The sequence below is a fragment of the Kitasatospora sp. NPDC088861 genome, from assembly GCF_044750105.1.
GTDB lineage: Bacteria > Actinomycetota > Actinomycetes > Streptomycetales > Streptomycetaceae > Kitasatospora.
Genome location: NZ_JBIVJF010000004.1, coordinates 38,111 through 58,023 on the forward strand (window position 1 = coordinate 38,111; position 19,913 = coordinate 58,023).

Below are 19,913 nucleotides of genomic sequence, written 5' to 3' on the forward strand. Positions count from 1 at the left end.
AGCGGACTCGGGTGCAGGAGCGTCCCGGCGGACGAGTACCCGCCCGACAATAGCCGAGTCCGCCCCTGCGCCCGTCACGTCGTGACCAGCACCCCGGCGTAGGAGACGCCCGCGACGACCACCCAGGAGCCGAGCCCGAGCAGGGCGAGCCGCCCGCCGGTGCGGACCATGGTCGGCAGGTGCACGGCGCTGCCGAGGCCGAACAGCGCGGCGGCCAGCAGCAGTTCCTGGGCGTCCCCGGCGAGGGTGAGCGCCCGCTCCGGAAGCACCCCGGTGGTCCGCAGCACGATCATCGCGAGGAACCCCGCCACGAACAGCGGGACGATCGGCGGGCGGCTGCCGATGGTGCCCGGGTTCTTCGCAGGGCCTTCCCCCGACTCCTGGCCGGCCCCGACGACGGCCTCCCCAGCCCGTCGCGCCCGGCGCCGCACCGCGACGGCCATCCCGGCGACCAGCGGCGCCAGCAGCACCACCCGCATCAGCTTGACCAGGACGGCCTCCCGCAACGCGCCCGCCCCGCCGGTCTGCGCGGTGGCGACCACCTGCCCGACGTCGTGCACGCTGGCGCCGACCCACCGCCCGAACTCCACGTCGCCCAGCCCGAACGGCTGCTGGAGCAGCGGCAGCACGGCGATGGCCAGCGTCCCGCACAGGGTGACCAGGGCCACCGAGGCGGCGACGTCCTCCTCCTCGCTGCCGGCCGCCTGGCTGACCGCGCCGATCGCCGAGGCTCCGCAGATGGAGTACCCGGTGGCGACCAGCAGCGGCTGGTCGCCCGGCAGGCCGAGCCGCCGGCCGAGCCAGAGCGTTCCGGTGAAGGTGGCCGCGACCACCGCGAGCACCATGGCGACGGTGGCCCAGCCGAGGCCGAGCACGTCGTCCAGGCTGAGCTTGAGCCCGAGCAGGACGATCCCGAGCCGCATCAGCCGCTTGCCGGCCATGGACAGCCCTGGCCGGGCCACCCCGCGCACCACCGGGCGCAGCGCGGGCAGGTGGGCAGCCGCCATGCCGAGCACGACGGCTGCGGTCAGCTTGGGCACGGCGGGCACGGCCGCGTGGACGGCGATCGCGGCGGCCACCCCGGCCGCCGCGAGCAGCAGGCCGGGGGCGTCCCCGCCGAGCGGGGGCAGTGAGCGGGTGCGCGTGGCGCGCTCCCGGAGGGTCAGTGCCACGCCGCCCTCACTGCTGCTGGTCGGCGGGCAGCCGGTAGACGCGCCGGATGCTGGTGCCGAGCCGCGAGACGTCCGCACCGTAGACGTGGATGGAGATGGCGGTGCTGTTGCAGGCGTTGCGCACCAGGTGGATGTCACCGGGCGGGGCGAAGGCGGCGACGGTGCCGGCCGGGCCGGCGACGTGCTCGGTCTCGACGAGGTGGGCGGTGCGGCCGTCGGAGACCAGCCGGTAGCGGGTCTCGCTCTCCTGGCCCTGGTGGACGCCGGCCACGCACCAGGAGACGTGGTCGTGGATCGGGGTCTGCTGGCCGGGCAGCCAGACCAGGGCGACGACGGAGAAGCCGCCGTCCTCCTCGGCGTGCAGGACGTGCTGGCGGTAGCGCGTCGGGTCGCCCTCGCGCTGGGCGGGGGTGAGCAGCGCGTCGGGCCCGTCGGGGTCGGCGCGCAGGTGCGGGGCGAGGCGTTCGCCGACCAGGTAGGCGGTGAGTTCCGGGGGCAGTCCGCGGTCCACGACGGCACGGATCTCGCCGATCAGGGCGGTCATCCGCTCGGTGAGCCGGTCGCTGCCGACCGTGGCTGGGGGTGTCATGCCAGCAGGTTCGGCTGCACCGACCTATCACGTCCAACGATGGTTCTTAAGCTTCCCCCCAACTTCAGCTTATGAATCGCCCCGGTGAGCACCCCCCGGAGCCACGACTCAGCACCCGATCCGGCTCGCCGCCGCCCGCCGCAGGTGGTCCAGCACCAGCCCGGTGGCCGGTATCCGCCGGTGCTCGCGCAGCACGTACGCGCTCACCTGCCGGCGCAGGTGCGGTTCGACGGCCCGCCCGGTGACCTTGCGGTGGCACATGAAGGAGAGCACCAACGCGGGCATCAGCGCGATCCCGACCCCGGCGGCGACCAGGCTCTGCACCGCGAGGTTGTCGTCCGTGGAGAACACGATGTCCGGCGCGAAGCCCTCCTCCGCGCAGACGTTCAGCAGGTTGGCCCGGCAGCGCGGGCACCCGGCGATCCAGCGCTCGCCGTCGAGGTCGGCGAGCCGAACGGCGTGCCGACGGCCGAGTGGGTGTCCGACCGGCAGCAGCACGGTGAGCAGGTCCTCCATCAGCGGGATCTCGTCCAGCCCGTCGGGCACCTCGGTCGCGCCGCCGGGGTAGCGGAAGGCCAGCGCGATGTCGCACTCCCCGCGCAGCAGTCGCTGGACGGAGTCCGGCGGTTCGGCCTCCAGCAGCTCGACCCGCACACCGGGATGCTCCGCGAGCAGCCGGGCCATCGCCTCGGGTATCAGGGTGGCGTTGGCGCTGGGGAAGGCGCAGACCCGCACCCGCCCGGCCCGCAGCCGGGCGAGCGCGGCGAGCTGCTGCTGGGCGGCGGAGAGGCTGCCGAGGATCAGTTCGGCGTGCCGGGAGAGCGCCTCGCCCGCCTCCGTGAGCCGCAGTCCGCGCCCGGCCCGGGTGAACAGCGCGACGCCGACGGTGCGTTCGAGCGCCTTCATCTGCTGGGTGATGGCGGGCTGGGTGTAGCCGAGCTCGCGGGCGGCGGCCGAGTAGGAGCCCGCTCTGACGACCTCGTGGAACGTCCTGATGTGCCGCGAGTCGAATACCGGCTCCATGGCCCTCCCCCGGTCGTCGTCGTCGAACCTCCGCAATCATAAGAGGAAATTGGAGATGCCCGCTCTATCCCCACCCACACCTATGGTTCAGGATCGAACCAGGCCTCTCACTGCTGCGCGGACGGCGGCAGCCCCATCGCCACCCCGGCCTTGACCACCGGCGCCCCGCCCCGCATGCTCGGGCTGCGCCGACTGCGGCGCTCGACCCAGCGGGCGAGCCAGGAGAGCAGCAGGCACATGCCGATGTAGATCGGCGCGATCACGATCACCACCGGGATGAACGGCAGGTCGTAGTCGAGGTTGGTGGCGATCAGCTTGCCCGCGTGCAGGAACTCCTCGTAGGTGATCAGGAAGCCCAGCGAGGTGTCCTTGAGCGCGACCACCAGTTGGCTGATGATGGCCGGCAGCATGGCCCGGTTGGCCTGCGGCACCAGCACGTACGTCATCACCTGGGTCTTGCGCAGGCCGAGCGCGTAGGCCGCCTCGCGCTGGCCCTTGGGCACCGCGAGCACGCCGGCCCGGAAGACCTCGGCCAGCACCGAGCCGTTGTACAGCACCAGCCCGGCCACCAGCGCCCACAGCGGCTGCACCTTGAGCGCGACGAAGACGAAGAAGATCATCACCAGCAGCGGCATGGCCCGGAAGAACTCCACCACCACCGTGGAGAGCACCCGCACCACCTTGTGGTCGGACAGCCGCCCGGCCGCGAACAGCGCGCCGAAGGGCAACGCGAACAGCACCGTCCAGCCGAAGGCCTTGAGGGTGTTGCCGAGCCCGCTCAGCAGCAGGTCCTGGACGCCCCGGTACTCGAAGGGCATCCACTTCTGGTACGTGAACTGGTGGGTGTGGAACAGCATGTAGACGATCCAGCCGATCAGCGCCGCGATCAGCAGCAGCGCGATCCCGCCGTACAGCCGGTGGCGGGCGAGCGCCTTCGGACCGGGGATGTCGTACAGCGCCGAGGATCCAACGGTCATCGCGACACCGCCACTCGTCGTTCCAGCAGGTTGAAGACGGCGCTGACGGCCAGGGTGATGATCAGGTAGCCGACGGCGATCCAGACGAAGGTCCAGATGATGCTGTAGCCCAGTTCGTTGATCGTCCGGTAGGTGCCGAGCAGTTCGGTGACGCTGAACGAGCCGGCGATCGCCGTGTTCTTCGCCAGCGCGATCATCACACTGCCGATCGGCGCGACCACCGACCGGTACGCCTGCGGCAGCACCACCACGCTCATCGTCTGCCCGAAGCTCATGCCCAGGCTGCGCGCCGCCTCCCCCTGCCCCGCCGGCACGGTGTTGATGCCCGAACGCATCGCCTCGCAGACGAAGGCCGAGGTGTAGCAGCTGAGCGCGGCCACCGCGAAGACGAAGAACGGCAGCGTGATGTTGAAGCGCGGCAGGCCCAGCACCACGATGAAGAACAGCAGGGTCAGCGGCGTGTTGCGCAGCAGCGTCACCCACGCCGTCCCGAACACTCGCAGCGGCCGGACCGGCGAGACCCGGAAACCCGCGATCATCACTCCCAGCACCAGCGACAGCACGGCGCTCACCGCGAACAGCGAGAGCGTGCCGAGGAAGCCGTCCCAGTAGGTCGACCAGTTGTCGGTCAGCGTTTTCACGGCGCGGCCCTCTCAGTACCGGTCGATCGGCGGCGGTGTCGGCGCCGGCTCCCCGGACAGGCCCAGGGTCGCGTCGTAGGCCTTCTTCCAGTCGCCGTTCTGTTCGTTCTGCGCCAGCGCGTCGTCCAGGGCCAGGCGCAGCACGGTGTCGTTCTTCGGAGTCCCGATCCCGTACGGCTCCTGGGAGAACAGCGGGCCGACCACCTTGAGCTCGTCCGGCACCTTGGCCGCGTAGCCCAGCAGGATCGCGTTGTCCGTGGTGACGGCGTCCACCTGGCCGGTGATCAGGTTGTCCACGCAGGCCGAGTAGGTGTCGTAGCCGATCAGCTTCGCCTTCGGGTACTGCGACTGGATGCGCTGGTACGGGGTCGAGCCGGCCGCCGAGCAGACCTTCTTGCCGTCCAGGTCCTGCGGGCCGTGGATGGTGTTGTCGTTCCTGCGCACCAGCAGCGACTGCCCCGCGACGAAGTACGGCCCGGCGAAGCCGACCAGCTTCTTCCGGTTGTCGTTGATGGTGTAGGTGCCGACGTAGAAGTCCACCTGGCCGTTCTGCAGCGCGGTCTCGCGGTTGGCCGAGGCGATGGTCTTGAACTCGATCCGGTCCGGCGGGAAGCCGAGGTAGGCGCCGACCATCTTGGCGATCTCGATGTCGAAGCCGGAGTACACGCCGGTGGCCGGGTTCTTCTCGCCCAGGTACGGCTGGTCCTCCTTGGCGCCGACCACCAGGTGGCCCCGGCTCCGGGCGGCGTCCAGGGTCGGCGAGCCGGTGATGGAGGCGGCGTCGCGCACCTGGTAGCTGGGCAGCGCGCTCGCCTGCGGGCCCTTGGGCGGCGGGGTGCCGGGCTTGCCGCAGCCGGCGGCCAGCACGGCGAGCAGCAGGACGGCGGCGAGCACCGTCCGGCTCCGGGCGGCGGGCGTGGTCTTCCTCGTCACGGGCGCCGCCTCAGTGCTTCAGGATCTTGGACAGGAAGTCCCGGGCGCGCTCGCTCTCCGGAGCGCTGAAGAAGTCCTCCGGGGCGCGGTCCTCGACGATCCGGCCGTCGGCCATGAAGACCACCCGGTTGGCGGAGGCCCGGGCGAAGCCCATCTCGTGGGTGACCACGACCATCGTCATGCCCTCGTGCGCGAGCTGGCGCATGACGTCCAGCACCTCGTTGATCATCTCGGGGTCGAGCGCCGAGGTCGGCTCGTCGAACAGCAGTGCCTTCGGGTCCATCGCCAGCGCCCGGGCGATCGCCACCCGCTGCTGCTGGCCGCCGGAGAGCTGGGCCGGGTACTTGTCGGCGTGCGCCTCCAGCCCGACCCGTTCCAGCAGGGCGCGGGACTTGGCGTCCGCCTCCGCCCGGGGCCGGCCGCGGACCTTGATCTGCGCGAGCGAGACGTTCTGCAGCACGGTCTTGTGCGCGAACAGGTTGAAGGACTGGAACACCATGCCGACCTCGGCGCGCAGCCGGGCCAGCCCCTTGCCCTCCTCGGGCAGCGGCTCGCCGTCGATCAGGATGGTGCCGTCCTCGATCGGCTCCAGGCGGTTGATCGCCCGGCAGAGCGTCGACTTGCCGGAGCCGGACGGTCCGATGACCACGACGACCTCGCCGCGGCCCACGGTCAGCTCGATGTCCTGGAGGACGTGCAGGTCCCCGAAGTGCTTGTTGACGCCGCGCACCTCGATCAGCGGCGTGAAGGCCGAGGGCCCCGCCTGGGCCGGCCCGGGAGCGCTGGTCACCGGCCGCGACGCCCCTTCAGCAGCCAGCCCAGCGCGCCGCCGGCGAGCAGCGTGGCGAGCAGTGCGATCCAGAGCGGCGCGGTAACGGTGAACACCCAGAACTGGATCTTCACCTTGTCGAGGTTCGCGAACAGGAACCACACGGCGAGGACGACGATGACGCCGATCCCGATGTACCGGGTGGGGATCCCAGCGATCTCGCTGCGTTTGGAGCCGGACGAGCCGTCCGAAATCTTGGTCACCGGAGCAGTCTGCGGGCCGGGGCTCCGATTTGCCCGGTTACGCGCCCTGATGGGTGAGGTAGTAACCCGCACGGGGCAATCCGGCCCCGTGCGGGTTTGAAGTGCCGTACGCGTCAACGGCGCCGTACGGGTTCAACGGCGCCGGCCCGCTACCGCTCGTCCCGCCAGGAGCGCCAGAGCGCCGCGTACGGGCCGCCGGCCGCGACCAGCTCCGGGTGGCTGCCGTACTCGCTGATCCGGCCGCCCTCGACCACCGCGATCACGTCCGCGTCGTGCGCGGTGTGCAGCCGGTGGGCGATGGCGATGACCGTGCGGCCCTCCAGCACCCGGGCGAGCGAGCGCTCCAGGTGCCGGGCGGCGCGCGGGTCCAGCAGCGAGGTGGCCTCGTCCAGCACCAGGGTGTGCGGATCGGCCAGCACCAGCCGGGCCAGCGCCAGCTGCTGGGCCTGCGGCGGAGTCAGCACGGTGCCGCCGGAGCCGACCTCGGTGTCGAGGCCGTGCGGCAGCGCGTCCACCCAGCCGCCGGCGTCCACCGCGTCCAGCGCGGAGCGCAGTTCGGTGTCCTCGGCCCCGGGCGCGGCCAGCCGCAGGTTGTCCCGCAGGGTGCCGACGAAGACGTGGTGCTCCTGGTTCACCAGGGCGACCTCCGCCCGCACCCGCTCGGCCGGCATCCGCGCCAGTGCCGCCCCGCCGAGCGTCACGCTGCCGCGCCCGGGAGCGTAGATCCCGGCCAGCAGCCGCCCCAGCGTGGACTTGCCCGCCCCGGACGGCCCGACCAGCGCGACCCGGGTGCCCGGCGCGACGTCCAGGCTGATGCCGTGCAGGACGTCGGCGCCCTCCCGGTAGCCGAACCGGACGTCCCGGGCCTCGACCCGGCGGCCGTCCGGGTGGCTGGACTCGTCACCCTCGTGCTCCGGCACCTCGCGGACGCCGACCAGCCGGGCCAGCGAGGCCTGGCCGATCTGCAGTTCGTCGTACCAGCGCAGGATCAGGTCGACCGGACCGGTCAGCATCTGCGCGTACAGCACTCCTGTGGTCAACTCGCCGACGGTGATCCAACCCTTGAGGGTGAACAGCCCACCGAGCAGCAGGGTGGCCAGCACCGCCGAGGAGTAGAACGCGTCGATGGTCGGGAACCAGACCGAGCGCAGCCACAGGGTGTAGCGCTCCCAGGCGAGCCACTCTCCCAGCTTGCGGTCCGTCAGGGCGATCCGCTGGTCGCCCAGGCGCAGCGTCTCCACCGTCCGCCCGGCGTCCACCGTCTCGGCCAGCACGGTGTTCACCGCGGCGTACCCGGCCGACTCGTTGCGGTAGGACTGCGGCGCGCGCTTGAAGTACCAGCGGGAGCTGACCAGCAGCAGCGGCAGGCCGACCAGCGAGGTGAGCGCGAGCAGCGGCGAGGTGACCAGCAGGGCGCCGATCACCAGCAGCAACGACACGATGGCGACGGCGAGTTCGGGCACGGCCTCGCGCACCGACTTGTCCAGCCGGTCGATGTCCGTGGTGCCCCGGGAGACCAGGTCCCCCGTGCCGGCCCGCTCCAGCACGCCGGTGGGCAGCGCGACCGAGCGGACCAGGAAGTCCTCGCGCAGGTCGGCCAGCACCCGCTCGCCGAGGACGGCACCGCGCATCCGGGACCAGCCGGTGAAGGCGGACTGCACCACCAGCGCCAGCAGGTACCAGCCGACCGCGACCGCGATGGTGGCCTCGGCGGTGCCGGTGGCCAGCGACTCGACCAGGCTGCCGAGCACCCAGGGGCCCACCAGCCCGGCCACGGTGGCCACCGAGTGCAACCCCACCACCGCGGAGAACCCGCCGCGGTGGCGCCGGGCGAGCAGGCGCAGGTAGGCGCGCACGGCCGCCGGTGAGCCGACCGGCAGGGTGGTGGCCGGCCCCTGCTCCTCATGGACGGGGGGCTTCATGACGTGCTCCTCAGGTGTGCGGCGGGTCGGGCGGGACGGACGGCGCGGGTGCCCACGCGGCCGCTCATACCGGCTCCCCCACCGGTTCCGGCTGCTCTTCGCGGGTGACCACGGCCCGGTAGGCCGGCTCGGTCCGCATCAGGTCGCGGTGCCGCCCGGCCACGGCCGCCCGGCCGTCGCGCAGCAGCACCACCCGGTCCGCCTGGTCGAGCAGCAGCGGGCTGGTCGCGAAGAGCACGGTGGTGCGCCCCGCCCGGGTGTCCCGCAGTCCGGTGGCGATCCTGGACTCGGTGTGGGCGTCCACCGCGCTGGTCGGCTCGTCCAGGACGAGGACCGGCGGGTCGGCCAGCAGCGCACGGGCCAGGGCGAGTCGCTGGCGCTGCCCGCCGGACAGCGAGCGCCCGCGCTCGGTGATCCGGGCGAGCATCGCGTCGCCCTCGCACTCCGGCGAGCCGTCCACCAGAGCCTCCAGCACGTCGTCGGACCGGGCGGCGGCCAGCGCCTCGGCCACCGAGACCCGCCCCGAGGACGGGATGTCGAACAGCCCGGCCAGGGTGCCGGAGAGCAGGACCGGCTCCTTGTCGTGGACCAGCACCGCCGCCCTGGCCTCGGCCAGCGGTACCGCGTCCAGCTCCGTCCCGCCGAGCCGGACGGAGGGCTGCTCCGGCTCGTCGCCGGCGGCCGGGACGTGCCCGCCGAGCCGCCCGGCGAGCGCCCCGGCGAAGTCCGGGTCCCCGCAGACGACCGCGGTCAGCTCCCCGGCCCGCGCGGTCAGCCCGGTCGCCGGGTCGAACAGGTCGGCGTTCCCCGGCTTGTTCAGCGAGGCCTCGGCCACGCCGCTGGTACGGCTGAGCGAGAGCACCCGGACGGCGCGCCCGGCGGAGACCCGGGCGACGCTCCAGGCGTGTGCGGCCTCGCCCAGGATCCGCAGCGGCGCCGCGAGGAAGGCGGTGGCGCCGTACACGGCGATCAGGGTGCCGACGGCGAGTTCGCCCGCGGCCGCCTGCCGGGCGCCGTACCACGTCACCCCGATCACGAACAGGCCCGGCAACAGGACCTGTTGGGCCTGCATCAGCGACCAGAGCCGGGCCGATCGGACGGCCGCGGCCCGGACCTTCTGGGAGGCGGCCCGGTACCGGTCCAGGAACAGCTCCTCGCCGCCGATGCCGCGCAGCACCCGCAGCCCCGCCACGGTGTCGGCGGCCAGCTCGGTGGCCTTGCCGCCGAGCGTGCGCTGCTGCTCGTACCGCCGCTCGAACGGCCCGATCAGCGGCCAGACGGCGGCTGCCAGCACCGGGACGCCGAGCAGCACCCCGACCCCGAGCACCGGTTCGACGACCAGCACGGACGAGCTGACGGCCAGCCAGACGATCACCGCGGCCCGGACCCGGGCGACGAGTTCGACGTACCAGCCGATCCGCTCGACGTCCCCGCTGCCGACCGCGACGACCTCGCCGGTGGCGATCCGGCAGGACAGCCCGGCGCCCAGGTGCGAGGCCTGCCGGGCCACCAGCTGCCGCACGTGGCACGCCGCGTGGATCCAGTTCCAGACCGCCTGGCGGTGCAGCAGCACGGCACCGAGCGCGGACAGCACGGCGAGCGCCACCGCGAGGGCGCCGGCCCGCCAGATCCCGGCGGCCTCGCCGTCGACGGCGGCCTGCACGCCCCACCCGAGCGGTATCGGCAGCGCCGCCTGGCCGCCCATCTCCAGCAGCGCCCAGCAGGTGGCGAGCACCTGCCCGCGCCGCTGGCCGCGCTGGAGCCAGCGCAGGAAGGCCAGGGGTGAGGAGAGGTCGGGACTGCCGGGGTCGGCCAACGGCAGGGGGGTCAGCAGCATGACGCTCCGATACAGGAGGGTGCGGGACGGCACTGGAGGGTGCTGGAGGGTGCGAACAGGCGTGAGCGGACACGCCGGGAGAAGGTCACGAGCCGGAGGCGCGGGTCTCGCGGCACGGCGGGCCCGGCTCGCGCGAACGACGGAAGCCGGACGGCGGCGGGCGACAGCGCGGCACCTCGCCCCGGCGGCATCGGCGCGTCCGGAGCGGCGCCGGACGGGACGGCCGGGCGGAGGCGGGAAGGGCATGAAGGGCCCGGATCTCAGGAGGTCATGGCCGCGAGCCTGCCAACCCCGATGTGATCCGCGCAACAGGTTTTTTCGCTACCCGGCCCCTGAATCCCCGCCGCAGCGGGCCTCCGGCCCCGCAAGATTCCCCCGAACGGCGGGAACAATCCCGCCCGGGTGCCAGTTGCCCCTTTCTGGAATCACACGGACGACCAGGAGGGCACCCCTTCCCGTGAGCAACATCCCCAACGTCACGCTGAACGACGGCGCGCAGATCCCGCAGCTCGGATTCGGCGTGTGGCAGGTCCCGGACGACGAGGCCACGGCCGCCGTCCGCACCGCGATCGAGGCGGGCTACCGCTCCATCGACACCGCGGCCATCTACGAGAACGAGGCCGGCACCGGCCAGGCGATCACCGAGGCCCTGGCCGGCGGCGTGGCCCGCGAGGACCTCTACATCACCACCAAGCTGTGGAACTCGGGCACCCGCGACTGGTCGGGCGAGCAGGGCCGCGACGCCGTCCTGCGCGAGTTCGACGCGTCGCTGGCCAAGCTCGGCCTCGACTACGTCGACCTCTACCTGATCCACTGGCCGCGCCCGAAGCACGGCAGCTACCTGAACGTCTGGAAGGCCTTCGAGCAGCTGAAGGCGGACGGCCGGGTCAAGTCGGTCGGCGTCTCCAACTTCGGGCCCGAGCAGCTCACCCGGCTGCTCGACGAGACCTCGGTCGTCCCGGTGCTGAACCAGGTCGAGCTGCACCCGTACTTCCCGCAGACCGAGCTGCGCGCCTTCCACGCCCAGCACGGCATCGCCACCGAGGCCTGGAGCCCGCTGGGCCAGGGCAAGGAGCTGCTCGCCGAGCCGGCGCTGGCGAAGATCGCCGAGAAGCACGGCCGCACGGTCGCCCAGGTGGTGCTCCGCTGGCACCTGCAGAGCGGCGTGATCGCGATCCCGAAGTCGGTCACCCCCGCCCGCATCCGGGAGAACCTGGACGTCGCCGGCTTCGAGCTGGACGCCGAGGACCTCGCCGCGATCGCCGGTGTCGCCACCGGCACGCGGATCGGTCCGGACCCGCAGGAGTTCGACTGGAACTGACGGCACCCGCCGTCCGACTTCTCTGACGAGCGGTCATGTCGAACGACCGCCCACCCCGATCAGGGGTGGGCGGTCTTCGGTGTGCCACGATCCGCCGGCGCCAACGAGCAACGGCCTCCGGCGGGTCAGGCCACCAACGCCTTGAGCCACCAACGCCTTGAGCCGCCAACTCCTTGAACCACCAACGCCTCAAGCCCTCAACACACCGGGCCTTCCGTACGTTGGCGAATCGTTTTGGCTGGCGCTCAAAGGATCCCTCTAGAGCCGCGCCGCCTTGCCGAGGAGCGCCAGCGCGGGCCCGTGCTCACCCTCGTCCAGCGGGGCGAGCAGCAGCCGCTGGACCTCGGCCACGCCGGCCGTCGAACGGTGCAGCAGGTCCTGGCCCGCCGGCGAGAGCGACAGCAGGTTGCGGCGCCCGTCCGAGGGGTCGCGCCGGCGCTGCACCAGACCGCGGCGCACCAGCCGGCTGACCATCTCGGCCATCGTCGCCTTGTCCAGCGAGGCCAGCTCACCGACCGTACGCTGGTCGGCGCCCGGCTCCAGTTCCAGCGCGTCCAGCACCGCGTACTGCGGAGCCGTCAGCTCCGCACCGACGTGCTCCGACCAGAGTTTGGTGTGCACCTGCTGGCCCACCCTGATCAGGTAGCCGATCGCCCGCTGCGCGTCCAGTGTCGGCCGCGCGTCGGAGAACACGGCGACCGCGGCGGGCTCCAGCCTGGCTATCTTGGCCATCACCCGCACGATCTCCACCTGCTCCTCCGCCGTCAGCGGCTCGAACAGGGTGCGCTGCACGCGGACCACACCACCGGTGGCCTCACGCACCGCCTGGGCACCGCTCTGCGAGAGCGCGAGCAGTTTTCGCCGGCCGTCGGCCGGGTCACGCCTTCGCAGCACCAAGCCGCGGCGGACCAGCCGCGCGACCATCTCCGCCATCGTCGCCTTGTCCAGCGAGGCTCGCTCGCCGACCGTCCGCTGGTCGGCACCCGGTTCGAGGGCCAGGACCAGCAGAACGGCGAACTGCGGAGCCGTGAGATCGGCTCCGACATGCTCGGACCACAGCCTGGTGTGAACCTGCTGTGCAACGCGAATCAGGTGTCCGGGCGACTGTTGCAGTCGCGCGGACACGCGGGTCGTCGGGATCTCCCCCAGCACCATGTATCCGTCCCGATGTCACACCCGGTGTGTGTGGGACACCCGGGTGGGGCAGTAACGGCGAGTGGGCGTCCAGCTATGAGGGAGGGCGCTCCAGCCGTGCAGCCGGTGGCTGCTGGCGGACACTATACAAACGGCGGGCCCTTGCTGGCAGGCAGGGGCGGATAGTAGACGCAGGTTCGGCAACATTGGCATATTTACGCGGCCGCCACGCCCTCTCGGTAACCCGTTCTCAGTAGAAAGCCGACCGGTCGGTCCTTACCGACCGTCACGTGCGGCTCTCCGACCCTGTTCGCCCTCCCTACTCGCGGGTAGGGTGTGGCCACCCTCCCCGGGGCGCTCCCCGCGGAGACCACCCCGAGAGAGACGAGAGCGCGCATGACCGAGCAGAGCACCGCCCCCCGGGTCGCCGTCGTCACCGGCGCCGCCCGCGGCCTGGGCGCCGCCACCGCCGTGCAACTGGCCGCCGACGGCTACGCCGTGGCCGTCCTCGACCTGGACGAGACCGCCGGGAAGGACACCGTCGACCGGATCACCGCGGCCGGCGGGCGGGCCCTGGCCGTGGGCGCCGACGTCTCGGACGCCGACCAGGTGCAGGCCGCCGTCGACCGGGTGGCCGCCGAACTCGGCGCCCCCGTCGTGCTGGTCAACAATGCGGGCGTGCTCCGCGACAACCTGCTCTTCAAGATGTCCGAGTCCGACTGGGACACGGTCATGAACGTCCACCTGCGCGGGGCCTTCCTGATGACCCGCGCGGTGCAGAAGCACATGGTGGACGCCGGTTTCGGCCGCATCGTCAACCTGTCCTCCTCCTCCGCCCAGGGCAACCGCGGTCAGGCCAACTACTCGGCCGCCAAGGCCGGTCTGCAGGGCTTCACCAAGACTTTGGCCATTGAGCTGGGCAAGTTCGGCATCACCGCCAACGCCGTGGCGCCCGGCTTCATCGCCACCGACATGACCGCGGCCACCGCCGCCCGGGTCGGCATGGACTTCGAAGACTTCAAGCGGGCTGCGGCCTCCCAGATCCCGGTCCAGCGGGTCGGTCTGCCTGAGGACGTCGCCCACACCATCTCCTTCCTCGCGAGCGAGGGCGCCGGCTTCGTCTCCGGGCAGGTGATCTACGTCGCGGGCGGCCCCCTCGACTGAGCACGGAACCTACACAGGGTTACCACGGAGTGGGAAGCCGGCCGCACCGACCTCCCACTCCGTTTTCTTTACCGGGGCTTTTGCAGAATCATTCGAACACCACACTGGCATTCGATCCGAGAATCACGGAAATCACTCCCCGGGCGGACCTCTCCCCGCCAATTGTCGATTTCACGGGAAAATGACAAATCCATCCGGAATAGCCCCGGCCGGATGGGTAAGGTCACCCCCGTGCAAGCCCCGAGTACCCCCGCGCCCTATCCCAACCAGGGGCCGGAGCAGCTCACCACCACCCACCGCGAGCGCCCGAGCCCCGAACGAGTCCACCGCCGCGAGCCCGGCTGGCCGCCGATGAGCCGCCGACAGGCCGCCCTGCTCGCCGTGACCTGCGTCGCCTACCTGCTGGTCCTGGCCGGTGTCCTGCTCAACACCGCCCTGGTCGACCTCGACTGGTCGGTCCGGCTGTTCCGCCCCTACGACCACTGGCCCAGCCTGGAACCGCTGCTCGACACCTGGGTGGTCGCCGGGCAACGCGGCCCCTCCGCCATCGCCGCCTTCGTCTGGCTCGGCTGGCGCGCGCACCGGCTGGGGCGGCTGCGCCCGCTGCTGGTGATGGCCGTCGCGCTGCTGCTGCTCAACGTCACGGTCGGCGCGGTCAAGATCGTCACCGGCCGGCTCGGCCCGCACTACGCCCAGTACGTCGGCTCGCCCGAACTGTTCTCCGGCGGCACCATCTTCCCGTCCGGTCACACCGCCAACGCGGTCGTCACCTGGGGCGTGCTCGCCTACCTCGCGGTCCGCTGGCGGCGCACCGGCGCGGTGATCGCCGCCGCCACCGCCTGCTCGATCGGCCTGACCACGCTCTACCTGGGCACCCACTGGGTCACCGACGTGCTGGCCGGCTGGGCCGCCGGACTGCTGGTGCTGCTCTCGCTGCCGCTGCTGGAGCCGATGGTCGTCGCCGCCGAACAGCGGTTGGCCCGGCGGCCGGGCCACTGAGCCCGCACGCCAAGACCACCGGGAGGACGGCCCTACCCCTCCCAGCTGCGCTCGACCACGCCGTCGCGCACCGCGAGGTTGAGCCGGCCCTCACGGTGGTCCATGGTCATCATCGCCCCCGGCTCCAGAACCCGGACCGAGGCCCAGCCGTGCCGCCGGGCCAGCTCCCGGGCCCGTTCGATCCGCAGCCCCGCGTAGCCCTCGGCGTCCGCCGCCGCGTCCGACCCCGTCATCGCGTCTCCCCCGCTCTCCCCCACGGACGTACGCTGGAATCGTAGCCCCCACCCGCGCGGCCCGGAGGTGAACGGCCATGCGCACCACCACCCCGCGACGGCCGTGGCGCAGCGGCACCGAGCCGGCCACCGCCCGCAGCGACCTCAAGCTCCGCTACCTGCTGTCGCTCACCTTCACACCGCTGTTCGCGCTCGCGACGGCGGGCTTCGCGATCTGGGCGGCGGCCTCCCCCGCCAACGGCGCCCCCAGCCAGGGGACCCTGACCGGCTTCGCCGTCGCCTGCGGTCTGCTCACCCTGTTCGCCACCGTCGATCTCATCGTGGTCATCCGGCGCCGCCGGACCGAGCTCTGACACGGTGTCTCCCACGGAGTGGGAAGTCGGCCCGGCCGACTTCCCACTCCCGGGGCACTTCCGCAACACTTCCGCACCGCCACCGAGCACCCACCCAGAGCCGGCCCGGAACCGGCTCAGCGGCTGCCGACCGCCTGCTTCACCAGCGTCCGCCCGAAGTCCCACATCAGCCCGCTCCCCCGGTGAGCGTCATCCATGATGTCGGTGAAGGCGTCCACGAACCGGTCGACGTCGCGCTCCGTGATGATCAGCGGCGGGATCAGCTTGATCACCTCCAGGTGGTCACCGGACACCTGGGTCAGGATCCGGTGCCGCTGGAGCAGCGGGACGACCACCATCTGGGCGAACAGCCCCTTGCGCGCGGCTTGCAGGGCCGTCCAGCCGGTGCGCAGCTTGAGCGACTTGGGCCGGCCGAACTCGATGCCGATCATCAGCCCCCGGCCGCGCACCTCGGCGAGCAGCTCGTACCGGTCGACCAGCGCGGCCAGCCGCTCGCGCAACTGGTCGCCGACCTGACGCGCGTTCTCCACCACCTTCTCCTCGCGCATCACCTCCAGGGTCGCCAGTCCGGCCGCCATCGCCTGGGCGTTGGCGCCGAAGCTGGCCGAGTGCACCAGCACCCGGTCCATCGAGGAGTACACCTTCTCGAAGATCCAGCTCTTGCCGAGCGTCGCCCCGACCGGCACGTAGCCGCCGGAGAGCGCCTTGGCCGCGCAGACCAGGTCGGGCAGCACGCCCTCCTCGTGCTGGTAGGCGAAGAACTCGCCGGTACGGCCGATCCCGGTCTGCACCTCGTCGCAGATCAGCAGCGCCCTGTGCTCGTGCAGCAGGGCCTGCGCGGCGCGCAGCCAGCCGGGCGGCGGCGCCAGGACGCCCTTGCCCTGGATCGGCTCGACGATCAGGGCCGCGACATCGCCGCGCCTCAGCTCCTTGGCCAGCGCGCCGAGGTCGCCGAGCGGGATGGCGGTGTCCGGCAATAGCGGGTCGAAGCCCTTGCGGAAACCGCTCTCCCCGTTGACGGAGAGCGAGCCGGTGGTCAGCCCGTGGAAGGCGTGGTCGGCGTACAGGACGCGCCTGCGGCCGGTGGCGTACCGGGCGAACTTGAGCGCGGTCTCCACCGCCTCGGTGCCGCTGTTGCCGAAGAACACCCGGTCCAGCCCGGGCGCGTACGAGAGCAGCCGCTCGGCGAGCAGCCCGGGCAGCGGCGAGCAGTCGAAGCGGACCAGGTCCGGCAGGTCGAGGTCCATCACCTGCTGGATCGCCGACCGCACGACCGGGTGGTGGCGGCCCAGCGCGAAGATGCCGAAGCCGGCCAGCATGTCGAGGTACTCGTTGCCCTCGGCGTCGTAGAAGTACGGGCCCTTGGCGCGCTCGTAGTACTTGTCGAACCCGATGGTGTGCAGCATGCGCGGCAGCTGCGGGTTGAGGTGGCGGCCGTGCAGCTCGTACCGCTCGGCGCCGCGTTCGGCGATCAGCGCGGCGAGGTCGAAGCTGGCGGCGGCGGTGCGGTCGGGGTCAGCCGGCATGGCGCTGGTTCGCTCCTCGGTTCGGTAGCAGGTTCTTGGCGAAGACGGCGGTCTGCGCGGCGACTCCGGTGCCGGTCAGGCCGGTCTCCTCCAGGATCTCCCCGCGGGCGGCGTGGCCGAGGAACTCCTGCGGCAGGCCGAGCACCCGCACCGGCACGTCCACGTCGGCGTCGCGCAGCGCCTGGGCGACGGCGGCGCCGACGCCACCGGTGCGGCCGTTGTCCTCGACGGTGACGACCAGCCGGTGGGCGGCGGCCAGTTCCGGCAGGGCCGGGTCGACCGGTTTGACCCAGCGGGGGTCGACGACGGTCGCGGTGAAGCCCTCGGCGAGCAGCAGCCGGGCGGCGTCCAGGCAGGCGGCGGCGGTGGTGCCGACCGCGACCAGGAGGATCTCCGACGGCCGGCCGGTGCGCAGCAGGACGTCCATCCCGCCGATCCGCTCGACGGCCGGCACGGCGGGCCCGATGGTGGCCTTGGGGAAGCGGACCACGGTGGGGGCGTCCGCGACCTCGACGGCCTCGCGCAGCTGGGCCCGCAGCTGGTCGGCGTCGCGCGGGGCGGCGAGCCTGAGGCCCGGGACGACCTGCAGGATCGACATGTCCCACATGCCGTTGTGCGAGGCGCCGTCGCTGCCGGTGACCCCGGAGCGGTCGAGGACGAAGGTGACACCGAGCCGGTGCAGGGCGACGTCCATCAGGACCTGGTCGAAGGCCCGGTTCAGGAAGGTCGCGTAGACGGCGACGACCGGGTGCAGGCCGCCGGTGGCGAGGCCGGCGGCGGAGGTGACGGCGTGCTGCTCGGCGATGCCGACGTCGAAGGTGCGTTCCGGGAAGGCCTTGGCGAAGCGGGCCAGGCCCACCGGTTGGAGCATGGCCGCGGTGATCGCCACCAGGTCGGGCCGCTCGGCGCCGAGCGCGACCAGCTCGTCGCCGAACACCGAGGTCCAGGACACTCCGCCGCTGGGCGAGATCGGCAGGCAGGTGTACGGGTCGATCGGGTTGACGGCGTGGAAGCGGTCGGCCTCGTCCTGTTCGGCGGGCCGGTAGCCGCGTCCCTTGACGGTGAGGCAGTGCACGATGACGGGGCCGCCGAAGTTGCGCGCCTGGCGCAGCGCCTGTTCGACGGCGCCGAGGTCGTGGCCGTCGATCGGCCCGAGGTACTTCAGCCCGAGGTCCTCGAACATGCCCTGTGGCGCGAAGGCGTCCTTGAAGCCCTTCTTGGCCCCGTGCAGCGCGTCGAAGATCGGCTGGCCGACGAGCGGGGTGCGCTGCAGCGCACCTTTGCCGAGGGCGAGGAAGCGTTCGTACCCCTGGGTGGTGCGCAGGGTGGCCAGGTGGTTGGCGAGGCCGCCGATGGTCCTGGCGTAGGAGCGCTCGTTGTCGTTGACGACGATGACCAGCGGCCGGTCGCGGGCCTCGGCGATGTTGTTGAGCGCCTCCCAGGCGAGCCCGCCGGTGAGCGCGCCGTCGCCGATCACCGCGACGGTGTGCCGGTCGTGCTGGCCGAGCAGTCGGGCGGCCTTGGCGAGGCCGTCGGCGTAGGACAGGGCGGTGGAGGCGTGCGAGTTCTCGACCAGGTCGTGTTCGGACTCGCCGCGCGAGGGGTAGCCGGAGAGCCCGCCCTTCATCCGCAGCCGGGAGAAGTCCTGGCGGCCGGTGAGCAGTTTGTGGACGTAGCTCTGGTGACCGGTGTCGAAGACGATCCGGTCGTACGGGGAGTCGAAGACCCGGTGCAGGGCGATGGTCAGCTCGACCACGCCGAGGTTGGGCCCGAGGTGTCCGCCGGTGCGGGTGACGGCGTCGATCAGGAACGCGCGGATCTCGTCGGCGAGCAGGGGGAGTTCGACCGCCGGAAGCTTTCGCAGTTCGGCCGGGGACGTGACGCTGGAGAGCAGTGACATGGGTACACCTCACGACTCGGAGTGGTGCGGTGGTGCCGCCGCCCGGCGGGAGCGGGGCCGGCCCGGGCGCGGGGCCCGGGCCGGATGGGGTGTCCTCGGGAGCGGTGGCGCGGTCGAACGACCGGCTCAGTGGCCGCGGTTGGCGCCGATGGTCTCGGTGATGGCGCGCAGCGACTCCTTGAGCGAGCCCATGGTGGCGAGTACGGCGGTCGGCTCGTAGCCGCAGTGCGCCATGCAGTTGGCGCAGCGCGGGTCCTTGCCGCGGCCGTACTTGCTCCAGTCGGTCTTCTCGACGAGTTCGCGGTAGGTGGGCACGTAGCCGTCGGCCATCAGGTAGCAGGGCCGCTGCCAGCCGAACAGCGAGTAGTTGGGGATGCCCCAGGGGGTGCACTCGAAGTCGGCCTTGCCCTCCAGGAAGTCCAGGAAGAGCGGGCTGTGGTTGAGCCGCCAGCGGCTCCGGTTGCCGCCGGCGAAGGCCTTGCGGAAGAGCTCCCGGGTCTGGTCGACGCCGAGGAAGTGCTCCTGGTCGGGGGCCTTCTCGTAGGCGTAGGCCGGGGAGATCATCATCTCGTCGACCTTGAGCTCGTCGTTGAGGAAGTCCAGCACCTCGATGATGGTCTGCGGGGTGTCGGTGTTGAAGAAGGTGCTGTTGGTGGTGACCCGGAAGCCGCGCCGCTTGGCCTCCTTGATCGCCGCCACCGCCTCGTCGAAGGTGCCCTCCTTGGCCACCGACTCGTCGTGCCGCTCGCGCATGCCGTCGATGTGCACGGCGAAGGTGAAGTACGGCGAGGGCTTGAACTTGTCCATCTTCTTGCGCATCAGCAGCGCGTTGGTGCAGAGGAAGACGTACTTGCGGCGCTCGACGAGCTGGCGGACGATCTCGTCGATCTGCGGGTGCATCAGTGGCTCGCCGCCGGCGATCGAGACCATCGGGGCACCCGACTCCAGGACCGCGCCGACCGCCTGGGCCACCGGCATCCGCTGCTTCAGCACACCCGCCGGGTGCTGGATCTTGCCACAGCCCTCACAGGCGAGGTTGCAGGCGAACAGCGGCTCCAGTTCGACGATCAGCGGGAACTTGTCCCGGCGCTTGAGCAGCTTCTGCTGCATGAGGTAGGTGCCGACCCGCACGGTCTGGCGCAACGGCATGGCCATGG

Annotated in this window: 19 protein-coding genes; 4 read left to right on the forward strand and 15 right to left on the reverse strand. The window is 72.0% G+C overall.

The annotated features are described in order from the left end of the window. Positions 1-74 precede the first annotated feature (74 nt). The 10 genes from ACIP37_RS09415 to ACIP37_RS09460 form a co-directional block, all read right to left on the reverse strand. Positions 75-1,166: a putative sulfate exporter family transporter gene (locus ACIP37_RS09415; protein ID WP_363585906.1), complete on the reverse strand. Its 1,092-nt coding sequence runs from the start codon at positions 1,164-1,166 to the stop codon at positions 75-77. Between the two features lie 13 nt (positions 1,167-1,179). Continuing rightward, on the reverse strand, positions 1,180-1,761 hold the full coding sequence (locus ACIP37_RS09420; RefSeq protein ID WP_363585880.1) for a cysteine dioxygenase family protein: 582 nt from the start codon (positions 1,759-1,761) through the stop codon (positions 1,180-1,182). A 108-nt stretch (positions 1,762-1,869) separates the two neighbouring features. Then, positions 1,870-2,784: a LysR family transcriptional regulator gene (locus ACIP37_RS09425; protein WP_363585879.1), complete on the reverse strand. Its 915-nt coding sequence runs from the start codon at positions 2,782-2,784 to the stop codon at positions 1,870-1,872. Between the two features lie 107 nt (positions 2,785-2,891). Further along, positions 2,892-3,761, reverse strand: a complete 870-nt coding sequence (locus ACIP37_RS09430) for an amino acid ABC transporter permease (protein ID WP_063350111.1) — start codon at positions 3,759-3,761, stop codon at positions 2,892-2,894. After that, complete coding sequence (locus ACIP37_RS09435) at positions 3,758-4,402, reverse strand: amino acid ABC transporter permease (RefSeq protein WP_363585878.1); 645 nt, start codon at positions 4,400-4,402, stop codon at positions 3,758-3,760. The genes ACIP37_RS09430 and ACIP37_RS09435 overlap by 4 nt, the downstream gene beginning before the upstream one ends. 12 nt (positions 4,403-4,414) lie before the next feature. Beyond that, positions 4,415-5,335: a glutamate ABC transporter substrate-binding protein gene (locus tag ACIP37_RS09440; protein ID WP_363585877.1), complete on the reverse strand. Its 921-nt coding sequence runs from the start codon at positions 5,333-5,335 to the stop codon at positions 4,415-4,417. 10 nt (positions 5,336-5,345) lie between these two features. Further along, positions 5,346-6,074, reverse strand: a complete 729-nt coding sequence (locus tag ACIP37_RS09445; protein WP_363585905.1) for an amino acid ABC transporter ATP-binding protein — start codon at positions 6,072-6,074, stop codon at positions 5,346-5,348. A gap of 47 nt (positions 6,075-6,121) precedes the next feature. Next, on the reverse strand, positions 6,122-6,367 hold the full coding sequence (locus tag ACIP37_RS09450) for a LapA family protein (RefSeq protein WP_363616943.1): 246 nt from the start codon (positions 6,365-6,367) through the stop codon (positions 6,122-6,124). Between the two features lie 149 nt (positions 6,368-6,516). Further along, positions 6,517-8,289: an ABC transporter ATP-binding protein gene (locus ACIP37_RS09455; RefSeq protein WP_363585875.1), complete on the reverse strand. Its 1,773-nt coding sequence runs from the start codon at positions 8,287-8,289 to the stop codon at positions 6,517-6,519. 64 nt (positions 8,290-8,353) lie between these two features. Continuing rightward, complete coding sequence (locus tag ACIP37_RS09460; RefSeq protein WP_400805240.1) at positions 8,354-10,126, reverse strand: ABC transporter transmembrane domain-containing protein; 1,773 nt, start codon at positions 10,124-10,126, stop codon at positions 8,354-8,356. A gap of 457 nt (positions 10,127-10,583) precedes the next feature. On the opposite strand from ACIP37_RS09460, the gene ACIP37_RS09465 reads away from it, so the two are divergent. Then, entirely contained in the window at positions 10,584-11,447 is an 864-nt protein-coding gene (locus ACIP37_RS09465) for an aldo/keto reductase (RefSeq protein ID WP_063350106.1), read from the forward strand. A gap of 258 nt (positions 11,448-11,705) precedes the next feature. Here the strand turns inward: ACIP37_RS09465 and ACIP37_RS09470 are convergent, their stop codons facing one another. After that, positions 11,706-12,602: a MarR family winged helix-turn-helix transcriptional regulator gene (locus tag ACIP37_RS09470; RefSeq protein WP_363585873.1), complete on the reverse strand. Its 897-nt coding sequence runs from the start codon at positions 12,600-12,602 to the stop codon at positions 11,706-11,708. A 375-nt stretch (positions 12,603-12,977) separates the two neighbouring features. Between ACIP37_RS09470 and fabG the strand changes: the two genes are divergently transcribed. Continuing rightward, positions 12,978-13,745, forward strand: a complete 768-nt coding sequence (fabG, locus tag ACIP37_RS09475; RefSeq protein ID WP_350875567.1) for a 3-oxoacyl-ACP reductase FabG — start codon at positions 12,978-12,980, stop codon at positions 13,743-13,745. 231 nt (positions 13,746-13,976) lie between these two features. Further along, positions 13,977-14,744 carry a phosphatase PAP2 family protein gene (locus tag ACIP37_RS09480; protein WP_363585871.1) on the forward strand — a complete coding sequence of 256 codons (768 nt, stop codon included), beginning with the start codon at positions 13,977-13,979 and terminating at the stop codon, positions 14,742-14,744. A gap of 32 nt (positions 14,745-14,776) precedes the next feature. Here ACIP37_RS09480 and ACIP37_RS09485 read toward each other — a convergent pair whose 3' ends face one another. Continuing rightward, positions 14,777-14,977: an I78 family peptidase inhibitor gene (locus ACIP37_RS09485; protein WP_063350104.1), complete on the reverse strand. Its 201-nt coding sequence runs from the start codon at positions 14,975-14,977 to the stop codon at positions 14,777-14,779. Positions 14,978-15,054: 77 nt separating this feature from the next. Here ACIP37_RS09485 and ACIP37_RS09490 point away from each other — a divergent pair, with 77 nt between their 5' ends. Continuing rightward, the gene (locus ACIP37_RS09490) at positions 15,055-15,330 is read left to right on the forward strand and encodes a DUF6343 family protein (protein ID WP_363585870.1); all 276 of its coding nucleotides are present in this window, start codon (positions 15,055-15,057) and stop codon (positions 15,328-15,330) included. A 116-nt stretch (positions 15,331-15,446) separates the two neighbouring features. Here ACIP37_RS09490 and ACIP37_RS09495 read toward each other — a convergent pair whose 3' ends face one another. The 3 genes from ACIP37_RS09495 to hpnH all read right to left on the reverse strand — a co-directional run bounded on the left by ACIP37_RS09495 (position 15,447) and on the right by hpnH (position 19,911). Further along, positions 15,447-16,856 carry an aspartate aminotransferase family protein gene (locus ACIP37_RS09495; protein WP_363631516.1) on the reverse strand — a complete coding sequence of 470 codons (1,410 nt, stop codon included), beginning with the start codon at positions 16,854-16,856 and terminating at the stop codon, positions 15,447-15,449. Then, positions 16,846-18,756 (reverse strand): 1-deoxy-D-xylulose-5-phosphate synthase, encoded by a 1,911-nt coding sequence (gene dxs / locus ACIP37_RS09500; RefSeq protein WP_363585868.1) that lies wholly within the window; start codon positions 18,754-18,756, stop codon positions 16,846-16,848. The genes ACIP37_RS09495 and dxs overlap by 11 nt, the downstream gene beginning before the upstream one ends. Positions 18,757-18,882: 126 nt before the next feature. Continuing rightward, on the reverse strand, positions 18,883-19,911 hold the full coding sequence (gene hpnH / locus ACIP37_RS09505) for an adenosyl-hopene transferase HpnH (protein WP_063350100.1): 1,029 nt from the start codon (positions 19,909-19,911) through the stop codon (positions 18,883-18,885). Positions 19,912-19,913 lie beyond the last annotated feature (2 nt).

What these genes read in the sequence shown, in the direction of transcription:
- ACIP37_RS09470 (WP_363585873.1), bottom strand. Translation starts at nt 12,602, where the DNA reads ATGGTGCTGGGGGAGATCCCGACGACCCGCGTGTCCGCGCGACTGCAA.
- dxs (WP_363585868.1), bottom strand. Translation starts at nt 18,756, where the DNA reads ATGTCACTGCTCTCCAGCGTCACGTCCCCGGCCGAACTGCGAAAGCTT.
- ACIP37_RS09490 (WP_363585870.1), top strand. Translation starts at nt 15,055, where the DNA reads ATGCGCACCACCACCCCGCGACGGCCGTGGCGCAGCGGCACCGAGCCG.
- ACIP37_RS09495 (WP_363631516.1), bottom strand. Translation starts at nt 16,856, where the DNA reads ATGCCGGCTGACCCCGACCGCACCGCCGCCGCCAGCTTCGACCTCGCC.
- ACIP37_RS09420 (WP_363585880.1), bottom strand. Translation starts at nt 1,761, where the DNA reads ATGACACCCCCAGCCACGGTCGGCAGCGACCGGCTCACCGAGCGGATG.
- ACIP37_RS09460 (WP_400805240.1), bottom strand. Translation starts at nt 10,126, where the DNA reads ATGCTGCTGACCCCCCTGCCGTTGGCCGACCCCGGCAGTCCCGACCTC.
- ACIP37_RS09455 (WP_363585875.1), bottom strand. Translation starts at nt 8,289, where the DNA reads ATGAAGCCCCCCGTCCATGAGGAGCAGGGGCCGGCCACCACCCTGCCG.
- ACIP37_RS09485 (WP_063350104.1), bottom strand. Translation starts at nt 14,977, where the DNA reads ATGACGGGGTCGGACGCGGCGGCGGACGCCGAGGGCTACGCGGGGCTG.
- hpnH (WP_063350100.1), bottom strand. Translation starts at nt 19,911, where the DNA reads ATGGCCATGCCGTTGCGCCAGACCGTGCGGGTCGGCACCTACCTCATG.
- ACIP37_RS09425 (WP_363585879.1), bottom strand. Translation starts at nt 2,784, where the DNA reads ATGGAGCCGGTATTCGACTCGCGGCACATCAGGACGTTCCACGAGGTC.
- fabG (WP_350875567.1), top strand. Translation starts at nt 12,978, where the DNA reads ATGACCGAGCAGAGCACCGCCCCCCGGGTCGCCGTCGTCACCGGCGCC.
- ACIP37_RS09430 (WP_063350111.1), bottom strand. Translation starts at nt 3,761, where the DNA reads ATGACCGTTGGATCCTCGGCGCTGTACGACATCCCCGGTCCGAAGGCG.